The organism is Microcoleus sp. BM001215392 (genome assembly GCF_036700185.1).
Taxonomy (GTDB): Bacteria; Cyanobacteriota; Cyanobacteriia; order Cyanobacteriales; family Microcoleaceae; genus Microcoleus.
Window position 1 is genome coordinate 1 of sequence record NZ_JAUBOJ010000011.1, and the last position, 10,800, is coordinate 10,800.

The window sequence follows — 10,800 nt, forward strand, 5'->3', positions numbered from 1 at the left end:
GTCCGGTTCTTAGGGGAGGGAGATACGGCGACGTATGCTTTCTTACCCAACAGTCGCAAGCACGGTTTTGTAGGAGAGATGGTGGGGGACACTCTACCATCGACTCTCTAACTGTATCAGGTGATTTAACCGCTGACTATCCTTCTGCTACGGGGGGACAAGCTGACGGCCCGACGGCCCGACGGGAGGACTACTGACCTCTGCTAGATCAATCAAAAAAGACAGATGGATCGGGAGAAGGTCGAGATCCCTTTTGAAAGCGTTCCCAAGACTGTTTTAATTGAAATGGTGCAGGATATTCGCGATCGTAAACCACCAGCACATTCGTCAAATTCCGTCCCGGTGGTAATAAAATCTTGCCTTGATGAGCCAAACCCACCGAAGCACCCCCATCCAAATTCATCGCTTCCACACAGCCGATCGCCCGCATAACTTTAGCTTCTGCTTCCAAAGACAAACTGTCAAGAAAAGTCACCAAAAATAACTTATCGCCCGAAGCCGGAAAGCCAATCGCCGTCCTCGAACCCACACCCAAAACGTGAGAATCCTTAAATCCTTCCGACAAAGGAGACAGCCAAACTTTCCCCCCTTTCACCAATCTCGGCCCGCAAGTTAGAGAAAACCAATGTTCGCGCCAATCCGGCTGGCCTTCAATTCTAGCCGTAATCATCGATAATTGATTACCTGCTTTTATTGCCAAAGTGGTACCGTAATTTTCCCAGCGGCTGTATTTGAGAAACTTACCCGCCGCCACCATATTTCCCAGCACAGCTTTTTGGTCGTCTTTGCCAAAAAAAGTCCCGTTAGCAACCACAGCAGCCCGGTAACGGCCAACCATATTTTCAAAAGGTTCGTCGCCGTGCGTTACTTGAGAATTATTTGCTAAATCTGCATCATTAGCTAACCCAATTGTGATATAAATTTCGGGATCTGCGAGGTCAATAGTTGTGAGATAAAAACTTGCGCCAGCTACAGTTTGGCTGCTGACTTGTACGGGTTTTGCTTGATTGGCCGAACGTCTGATAATTTGAGGGCGAGACTGTACTACAGGAGAATTTGTGGCTTTTGGTAAAGGCGTTTCCGGCAATTTGACGGTGGGATTGTTGGGCAAGTTTTGAGAATTTTTCCCTAATTTGATGGTGGGATTGTTGGGTAGAGGTACAGGAGTTTGATTGGATTGTTGTTTTGATAAAAAAGCAAGGGACTTTTGCCACAATTGACCCGCAACAGTTAAGAAATTATCTCTGTTTTGGGCGATCGCAAAATAGTCAGCCATAAGCCGCGCCAAAGCTATGCCCGTTAAAAATAAAAAAGTGCGCCGCAGCATCGGGCGACAACCTTCAGATTGTTTGCGTTTAGACATAAAAAATCTCAGCTAGAATAGAGAATGGTTTCTATGTCTTTGACTACAACGGGCGATCGCGCTAATTCTGAAAATATCCTTACCTTCGATGCACCGCAGCGCATTTAAAGAAGGACGCTCACTCGCAACGATTGAACCAGTTCGTAGTGAGGACTTTAGTCCTCTGAAAAAGAAGGACTTTAGTCCTCTGAAAAAGAAGGACTTTAGTCCTCTGAAAAAGAAGGACTGAAGTCCTCTGAAAAAGAAGGACTGAAGTCCTCTGAAAAAGAAGGACTTTAGTCCTCACTACAAACCAGTTTTTTAGCCCGTATTTCGCATTCCGGCGGCAATACCGTTAATCGTCAGTAGAGCTCCTCGCAACAATTCACCTTTGCTGTAACGCGAGTGAATTACCCCAGGAACACTGCCAGTACCGTGTTGCCGCAACCGTTTTAGCAGCGAAACTTGGAGCAAACCCAAAGGTACAATCGTCGCATTTCGCAACTGCACCGATCGCTGCAATGACGGATCTTCATCCAACAAATTTTGGTGTCCGGTAATAGTTAAAACCAAGTCCCGAATTAAGTAAAATTCGGCAGCAATTTGGTCGAATAAAGCCTTAAAACGCTCCTTGTCAGCAGGTAAAGCTAACTCCCGCACGTAGTGTTCCGCAATCTGCAAATCCACCTTAGATAAAGTCATTTCTACCTTAGAAATCACCATTCTGAAAAATGGCCATTTCAAGTAGAAATACTGCAAAAGTTTCATGTGTTCTTCCGGTTCCTCTAGCAGAAACTCTTGCAATGCTGTGCCTACGCCGTACCAAGAAGGCAGCAAAAAGCGGCTTTGAGTCCAGCTAAATACCCATGGAATTGCCCGCAAACCGCTGATGTCTTTCTTGCCGCCGCGGCGGGCTGGACGCGAACTAATTTGCAACTGGCTGATTTCTTGAATCGGGGTAACGTGATGGAAGAAATCAACTAAGTCCTGTTGTTCGTAGATTAAATTGCGGTAGTGCGATCGCGATTTCGCAGACAATTCCTCCATAATCTCATTCCAAGAGTCGATGCCGTCAAAACCAGTGTGCAGCAAACTCGCTTGAATTACCGCCGCCGATACAGTTTCCAAATTGTACAGCGCCAACTCAGGCAGAGAATATTTAGAAGCCAAAACTTCGCCTTGTTCGGTTATTTTAATTCGCCCGCTGATACTCTTTCCGGGCTGAGCTAAAATCGCTTTGTAAGCAGGCCCGCCACCGCGCCCTACTGAGCCGCCCCGGCCGTGAAAAATCCGCAACTGTACGCTGTACTTTTCCGCAATCATTTGCAAAGCTTTTTGGGCTTTGTGAATTTCCCAGTTGCTGCTGAGGAAACCCGAATCTTTATTGCTGTCGGAATAGCCCAGCATCACTTCTTGCAATTTGAGATTTTGGGCGCTTTTTTCTGCTACTTCCTGCGCGTATCCTCCTGTTAGCAAAGCTCGATAAAGCGGCAGTTCAAATATCTGCTCCATTACTTCCGGCGCTTTTTTCAAATCTTCCACTGTTTCAAACAAAGGAACTACTTGAATGCTGCTAATTCCTGTTGCCGGATCGTACAGCCCTGATTCTTTTGCTAACAGCAAAACTGCCAGCATATCGCTGACATTGTGGGTCATGCTGATCACGTAAGTTTCGCAAATTTCCGGCCCAAACTCCTGGTGCATTTGCCGCAATATGCGGAAGGTATTAATCGTCTCGCAAGTTTTGGCGGAAAACGGCAATTCTGCGGGAATTAAAGGGCGGCGAGTTTGCAGCTCAGTGGCGAGCCAAATAACTCGATCGCATTCGGACATTTGATTGTAAGGCTTGGGCAAAATTTGCAAGTATTCAGCAATTTCGCTCAAAGCGTCGGTGTGTACTGTTGACTCTTGGCGGATATCTAGGTAAGCCAAGTTAAATCCGTAAATTTCTACTTGACAGAGCAGATTTTCCAAGTCCCGACAGCTCAAATTAGTTTCGACTAAATTGCGCTCGATCAGTTGCAATTCGGTCAAAAACTCGGTTCCCGATCGATAAAGCCCGGTCATTCCGGGATGTTCTGAGAGAGCTTCGCGCTCGCGCTGCAACTCGTCTCCTTTGTACAGGCGCCAATTGCGATCGCGCGTGTTTTCCAGCCGCTGGAGCACGTAGGCCAGCTTTAAGCGATAAGGTTCTTGGCGGTAGCGAATCGCCCATTGTTCGTAAACATCGGGAAATTCCGATTTGTCGCGATCGAGAGATTCGAGCAATTCTGGCAATACGTCACTCCAGTGCAGCGACAAACTCAACAGTTCGTTGAGGCGCTTTACCGCATTGATGTATTTACACAGCACTAAATGGCGTTGATAGCAAGCAGTTTGCCAGGTAACTTTCGGAGTGACAGAAGGATTCCCGTCCCTGTCTGAACCTACCCAAGAACCAAACTTGCAAAAGTTGTAACTCGGCGGTTTCAGGTAAGGGTAGGAAGCGTGCAGAGCTTGCTTTAAGCGGTGGTAGAGTTCGGGAATCGCATCAAACAGCACTTCGTCGAAGTAGTGCAGGGTGTACTCTACTTCGTCAAGCACCGTCGGCTTAAACTGGTGCAGCTCGTCAGTACGCCACCAGAGGCGAATTTCTTCCATCAGTTGCTCTTGGAGCGTCGCAGCTTCCCAGGAAGACACCGGGTAGGGGCTTTGAGAGTCTGCTCCCAATACCTGAAATTTCTCGTCAATTTGGTCTAGCTGTTGGAGAATCTTCGCCATCCGCCGCTGCTTGGTGCGGATCGTGTGGCGGACAATTTCTGTCGGGTGAGCGGTGAATACCAAGCGGATGTCTAATTGGTCGATCAAACGCTGGATTTGCTGGCTCGGTACGTTTAAGCGCAGCAGCATCGGGAACAATTGGTGAAATGTTCCGGCGTCTTTGGCGATCGTCTCGCTGCTCTCTGCTTTGCTCGCCACCGTTGGCGCTGGGCCTGGGCCTTCCCTGTGCCGCGGGCGATCGGGCGCATCAGTGGCTTGTCCCGGCAGCTTAGAAAACATCCGCGCCCCAGCGTCGTTGCTACCAGAGTAAGCTAGCTGTTGGTCTCGCTGTTCGTAGTGCTGCTCTACAATGTTGATTAACTGAAAATACAGCGCAAAAGCCCGGGCTGCACGGATGGCGGCGTTAAGGTCGAGCTTTTCGATTAGCTGTACGACATTCGATTCGCCAAAGTGAGTGGCTTGTCCCTCGGCGGAATTAACCGATCGCATTTGGTTGAGCAAATCCACCAATTCCTGCCCGCACTCCTGTCGCAGCACCGATTCCCACAAGTCCTCTACTACTTTGAGGCGATTGCGCAGAAACAGGTCTGATTTTGAGTAAGAGGCAGAATGGGGAATAGATGCTGAATCAATAGCCTGTTCTGAAGACTGGAGGACTGAACTCATCGGGCTGTTCCTCAATAGCTGCGGGTGTCTAGAAAATTGTATGGTTTAGTTTCACCTAAAACACTTTTATTTGCAGTCAAATTTGAGACATCTTATACAATTTGCGATTTGCGCTTGCGGATGACTCATGACGATCGTGGTTTGGAGTACGGGGCCTCCGTTTCCTGGTGTTTTGAAACTAATTTTGTGATGGGAAGGTACTGATGGAGAAGCTAGAAGCAAAGACAAATTTTAGCAGCACGGATTCTACCGAATGTCAAGCTTTTCGGTCAAAAAATTTGGCTTTGAACTGGCCTTGAGATTTCTAGTCGTGCGAGTGAGGAAAGTTGAGCACCGGGAGGCGCGAACCCCGAAAGACTTCTTCGCTTTCAATGCCGATCGAACTCACAAACTCAGCAGCAGCTTTGGCAGCCAGCAAGCCGCCCAGCATGGGTAAGGCGGCCAAGCTCAATAAAATATCTGAGGGAATTGGCAATTTAGGATTGTTAGGGGTTTGAGGTTTGGGCAAGTCTTGGTTTTCCGACGGCATAGCTCCCTCCTGCGTATTCTGTTATCCCTAGTTTACAGGCTAGGGCGGGTTTTCTTGCCTCGTTGTATCCTAGATTGGAGCAAGCTCCGGTGTTCCTCTAAGAATTAGTGGCGTGTCGGTCGCACGCCAGACATAGCCGCGTGCCGAGATATCCTCAAGGACGTTACACAAATATCAGAGCATAAGAGAACACCACAGAATGATTGATCCTATAATGACCAAAATGGTTTGTGGAAATTTCCGCTAAACCCACATAGCTATTGGATCATTCTTTTTGTGGAGGTCTCTAAGAGCGATCGCCCGTACAACAGCTTTTTTCAAAACGGGCGCTCGCCCGAAATAGAAAAATTACCTCAAAACGGGCGATCGACTCAAAGGGAATTGTACCCGGTGTGCGATCGCCAAGAGTGCATCTCAACGATAATCAGATATCTGGGACAAAACTCGACTGTAGGGGCGATCGGGCACTCTTGGCGATCGACTGTTTGACTGTGCGGGCGAGCGACAGCAACCTAGAAAAGTCCGTGAAGCACAGCTATCCCGACCGGATTCTCCCACCATTGAGAAAAGTCCGATCGCCCGCACGATCGCCAAGAGTGCACGCAAACGACAATCAGAGAGCCCGCACAAAACTGGTGTTTGGCTGTGCGAGCGGGCGATCGAGCTTTTGGTACATTGTGCGCGAGGGCGACTGAAGTTTTTATCATCAAATACCCAAATGCAAAATAAAGAATTCACCTTCAATCACCTGATTAGCATAATTGAGCAGAATTTGAAGCTTTTCAAGAAGCAAGTCTCGCTCAACTTCGATAGTGTGAACTTTGGGTGGACTTGAAACAGTTCTGTCACCTTCTATAATTATCCCCCCATAAAGCTGAAATCTATCAGGAGCTTTTGAAAACAAGTGATACCATGACTCGAATACATGATAAAATATTTCACCATTTTCTTGATGAATGATTGTAATACCATAAAGCGATAATCCGTTAGTTTTCTTTTTATATGGAAGTGAAAGATGAGTACATGGTATCCACATTAAGGTATCATTCATGTACCGCATTATGTCATCGTGGATACTAACTTCAAACTCCTTTTCATAATAATTCATGCACTTTGCATAACTAACTTCTCCTTCTCTTAAGCAAAAAAATCTATGTTCTAGTGCCATATTGGAACAAGCCTCCTTATCATATTAAAATTTGACTTTATCAACGGTGCCAAACCTTACCAAAAGAGATTATACCATATCTTCCCTGACCTAAATCGACTAGATCAATATATTTGCCTCCTGATTCATACCTCGAAACATTTGGTGTGGCTCCACTTATAGGACGTCCTTGGATTCTTCTGTCATTCAGAACTACTTGTTTAAACTGTTCTGCTAGCTGAATATACTCCTCCATATTCTTTGCACCTACCTCAGCACCATGATTCTTAAAGTGTTGTTTCACAGAAATTTCTGGTGTTGCAGAACCACCTGGATGCCATGAACGAGTATTTAGATACTCATAGGCGGGATTGCTCTCTCCTAAAAATTCTTCTAAATCCTCATCGGAAACATCATCCCAAGGATTATGACCGGAATTGCTTTGGAGAACCTGAGTTATGAGATTTTCCAAATCTTTGCTATTAACCTGTACGGATATTAATCCATGCGCTGCTAATGCCAATCCTGCTTCAGCTAGCACCAGGTTTCCACTCAAACCACCACCAATACTACCACCACCCCCAAACAAGATTTCTGCTATTCCTTGCAGAATTCCAATCACATCAGCAGCACCTCTTCCGGCCTGAGCTGCTTTACTTCTTTGTAAGAGTTTTTCCAGTTTGGCTCTGGCTTCTACCCCTTTTGGGAAAAGAGGGTCAGTGAAAGGATGAAGAAAAGCTAAGTTGTTCTTGAGGTAGTAGTAAAGAAGAGCACCTACAAAATCTAGGACAGCCTTTCCACCTTGCCTTATTTTCTGCCACAGCCTATTGATAAATTTTAGCAATTTCTGCAAAGGGTTTTTGTTTGGTCTGTTGTTAGGGCTACTTGCATTAAAATAGCCATCTCCATTAATCACCTTCTCAGACTTAAGCTCTTTGTAAATATCAGTTGGCAGCCAGAAAGTCTTGTCTCCTGAAGTATTTTTAGAGGCAGCATCCTTGATAATCACAGTCGGTATCAACAAAATATCCTTACTCGGCTTAGGAGGCTTATTCAACTCCGGTGGCACCTGCCGCTTAGGAGCCTTAGTTAACCGCGGCGCCTCCCCAAATTTCGGGACATCATTCACCTGCGGTGTTGTTTTCTTCGGATCGAACCCTCCCCTCTTCGAGTCAGACTCACTCGGCAAATACTTGCCATCTTTCCAACTCCACTTCCACCAACTCTCACTCCAATCATTCCTCCCGTCATCCCAGACAGTCCCGCTACGAGTCCAACTCCAACTACTGCTACTACTGGTATAAACAGCTCTTTTAGTGGTCGATTCAGAATCTGAGCCACTGATAGTCTCAGTCCAACTGTAACCTCCCTTAAAGTAAGACTTGGTATAACTAGAAGTCCAGCTAGAATACTTGTAAACGTCACTCACTAGACCTTTACTATCGTAACTGCTGTCCCTCAACCATTTTTCGTAAGTCGAACTGCCATCCTCAGTTTTTCGACCATCTTTGTAAGTTGTGACTGTCTGTGAATTACTCGTCTTTGAGGTATCGCTACTGTTAGATGAATTGGTATTGTTGCCTTCGGTGCTGCTATTACTTTTACTAGCCGTTATTGTCGATTCGTTGATATTACTTTTAGTCGTGTAAGTATCAGCTTTGTACTCGTTGTCCCACTGCTCTTGATTTTCAGAATAGTTTTCGCTTTCGTTTTTGGAACTGGGTTTTCCGGAACTGTTGCTGCTGGAAGAGTTTGATTTGTTAATTGAATAATAGTCTCGATTGTGGTTTCTACTGTCTCCCCCGTTTTTGTAAGTGTCTGTATTATTTACACTGGTGATGGAGTAATTATTATCTCGATTGTTTCTCCAAGAGTTAGTGCCGTTGCTGCTGTTTGTTTCCTGGGATTGATTTTGGGTATATGTGTCTGTGTTGCTTTTGTTTTTTGATTTGCCGTCGTCGTAACTGGTGTTGTAGTTATTGTTGGCTTCTGAGTAAGTATCGCGGGTGCTGCTGCCGACGGTTTTGCCGTTGGTTGTGGTGTTGTCCCAGGTGTTGTTGGTGATTGAACGGTTGTCGCTGCTATTGTTTGTTTTGTATGAGTCGCTGCTAGTTTTGCTGTGAGAGTTGGATTGAGTGACTTCGGAATTATCGCCGCTGTAAGTGCTGTTGGAATTGTTGCCTTTGCTGCTCGAAGTCCAGTTAATTTTTCCTTTTCTTTGAGTTGTAGTGTTGTCGCCGGAACTTCCATTGCTGCTGGTATATTGATTGTTTGTGGTTGATTTTGAACCTGAATCTTCTTGGGTTTTGGAATTGCTCTCTCCATAGTTACCGTCATGTTTGCCATCGGATTGAGTCTGGCGGTTTAGGTAGCTGTCCTCAGCACTTTTTTGAGTTTGTGAAGGACTTGTATAGTTGCGATTTGAACTCCATTTCTCTTTGGATGAGCCTTGGCTGTTGACTGTACCTTCGTATTTGAGTCGGTTCTCGCTTGACTGGGATTTATCTGTTCTTTCTATTGAGTAGAGGGAAAGGTTTTTGTCTGTGTAGTCATTGGTGTTTGTGTTTGTATCTGTTTTTGTTTCATAGAAAGAGTTGCCGTTACTGTTGGTATTGGTACGGCTTTTGTTCCAGTTGGAGTTTGTGTGTGAGTAGCTTCGGTTGGTTTGGGTGTTGGTGCTGGTTGTACTGCCGGATTTGCTGGTATTGCTGGTAGTGTTTGGCGCTAGTTCTGTGGTAGTGGAACTGGTTCCAATGTTGTAGTCTCCGGTTGAGGTAGTGGTGGTTTTTGGTGTGTTGGTTGTGCCGTTGGTTAATGCTGCTCTTGATGAGGGTTTGGCTGTGGCTTGGCTGATGTTTTGATCGGCACTGATTAGGGGTTTTATTAATTGTTTGGTGGCTGCTAATACTGGGATTGCGGGGATTGTTTGGGCGGCTGTGGCTATGGCTAATTCTTGGTTTAAGATGCCGTATCCTGTTCTTTCATCCCATCCGGGTACGTCGATGTCTGTTGCTGTTTCTAGGAGGATGTTTTTGATTTGTTGGGGGTTGAGGGATGGGTTGGTTTCCCACATTTGGGAGATGGTTTTTGTGATGATGGCTGCTGCTATTGATGTGCCTTGTTTTGGTTCGGTTGTGGTTTCTGTTGTGCTGCCAATTGTGTCCAATGCTAGGATGTCTAAGCCTTCTCCATAGCTGGAATATGCGCTGCGGTTGTTATTTTCTGCTGCGCCGACTGTGATGATGTTGTTGAATTCTGTTGAGGCTTGCCCTAGGGCTGAAACTAGGGTTCCTTCATTGCCAGCGGCTGCTACAATCAGGATGTTGTTATCCTGGGCATATTTTAGTGCTGCTTTTTCTTCGGGTGTGAGTTGGTAGCGTGTGGTTTCTGTACCGTCGGGGTTGATACCGGTTAAGTCGAAGCTGAGGTTGATGACGGCGTTGGGTTGAGATGATTCTTTGGCGGTGTCTACAAATTCGATTAGGGATTGATGCCAGTTGCTGCTACCAGTTGCTCTTGCTAACCAAATTGTGGGAGCTTTTTTGGGGTTGTTTTGATTGTTGGGTGTGCTGATTATTTCTAATATTGTCTCGCCGTGTTGGTTTCCTTGATTTGGTTGGATTAGGGGATTGTTATCGTTGTCAATTACGTCTTTTCCTAGGATAATTTGGCTGTAGTCGATGTTGGGGTTGTCGGCGATAAACCCGGTGTCGATTATTCCGATTAATGGTTGGGTTTCTGTGTTGGTAATTGTGTATTCGTTGATGTTTGTATTGGAGTCGGTGATGATGTTTGGTGAGTTTTCTGGCTGGTTTTCGTCGGATGGTATTGCGGGAGTAATTGTGATGTTTTCGGAGTCAAAATCGGGGTTTAGATATTTGTCGATGGTTGTTGGCGGCTGATTGTCGCTGTCGGGGATGATATTTTCTGATTGCTGCGAGTGGTGGTTTTCGGTGACAGAGATTTCGGGAATAGTTTGAGTGTCGGTAACTATGTATTCTGATGCGGATGGTTGATGATTTTGGCTTGATGCTGTTTCAGCATTATCGATAAGAGTTGGGTAAGTGTTTTCAATTTCGCCGGTAAGAATGTCTGTGGATGTTGTGGATGCTGGTATTTCTGGTTTGTCTGGTTGGATAAAGACGGGTGTTTCTATTTTGTTACCTGTGATGAAGTCGATTGAGTTGATGACATTTGCTTCAGCAGGGTTTGGATCAGAATTGGGAATTTCGGAAACAGTCGGGTTTTTGGTTTCAATTACGGGAGATGTTTCGGTTTTTGTCTCAGTCGGAGTTGTCGCAGAATTGGGAATTTCGGAAACAGTCGGGTTTTTGGTTTCAACTACGGGAGATGTTT

General features: G+C 45.8%; 8 protein-coding genes. 2 read left to right on the forward strand and 6 right to left on the reverse strand.

Annotated features, from left to right (window positions below; translation table 11 throughout):
• A partial coding sequence (locus QT974_RS02480; RefSeq protein WP_333466946.1) for a hypothetical protein occupies window positions 1-197 on the forward strand: 197 nt, incomplete at its 5' end.
• Window positions 198-208: 11 nt separating this feature from the next.
• Here QT974_RS02480 and QT974_RS02485 read toward each other — a convergent pair.
• The 3 genes from QT974_RS02485 to QT974_RS02495 all read right to left on the reverse strand — a co-directional run bounded on the left by QT974_RS02485 (window position 209) and on the right by QT974_RS02495 (window position 5,297).
• A complete protein-coding gene (locus tag QT974_RS02485; protein ID WP_333466947.1) occupies window positions 209-1,363 on the reverse strand; it encodes a phosphodiester glycosidase family protein in 1,155 nt (384 codons plus the stop codon).
• Window positions 1,364-1,663: 300 nt separating this feature from the next.
• Window positions 1,664-4,768 carry a phosphoenolpyruvate carboxylase gene (ppc, locus tag QT974_RS02490; RefSeq protein ID WP_333466948.1) on the reverse strand — a complete coding sequence of 1,035 codons (3,105 nt, stop codon included), beginning with the start codon at window positions 4,766-4,768 and terminating at the stop codon, window positions 1,664-1,666.
• A gap of 304 nt (window positions 4,769-5,072) precedes the next feature.
• Window positions 5,073-5,297, reverse strand: coding sequence for a hypothetical protein (locus QT974_RS02495; protein ID WP_333466949.1), 225 nt, complete (start codon window positions 5,295-5,297; stop codon window positions 5,073-5,075).
• Between the two features lie 276 nt (window positions 5,298-5,573).
• Between QT974_RS02495 and QT974_RS02500 the strand changes: the two genes are divergently transcribed.
• On the forward strand, window positions 5,574-5,786 hold the full coding sequence (locus tag QT974_RS02500) for a hypothetical protein (protein ID WP_333466950.1): 213 nt from the start codon (window positions 5,574-5,576) through the stop codon (window positions 5,784-5,786).
• 23 nt (window positions 5,787-5,809) lie between these two features.
• Here QT974_RS02500 and QT974_RS02505 read toward each other — a convergent pair whose 3' ends face one another.
• The 3 genes from QT974_RS02505 to QT974_RS02515 form a co-directional block, all read right to left on the reverse strand.
• Window positions 5,810-6,004, reverse strand: a complete 195-nt coding sequence (locus QT974_RS02505; RefSeq protein WP_333466951.1) for a hypothetical protein — start codon at window positions 6,002-6,004, stop codon at window positions 5,810-5,812.
• Complete coding sequence (locus QT974_RS02510; RefSeq protein ID WP_333466952.1) at window positions 6,004-6,465, reverse strand: hypothetical protein; 462 nt, start codon at window positions 6,463-6,465, stop codon at window positions 6,004-6,006. Before QT974_RS02510 ends, QT974_RS02505 begins: the two co-directional genes overlap by 1 nt.
• A 40-nt stretch (window positions 6,466-6,505) precedes the next feature.
• On the reverse strand, window positions 6,506-10,800 hold a 4,295-nt coding region (locus QT974_RS02515), incomplete at its 5' end, for a S8/S53 family peptidase (RefSeq protein ID WP_333466953.1).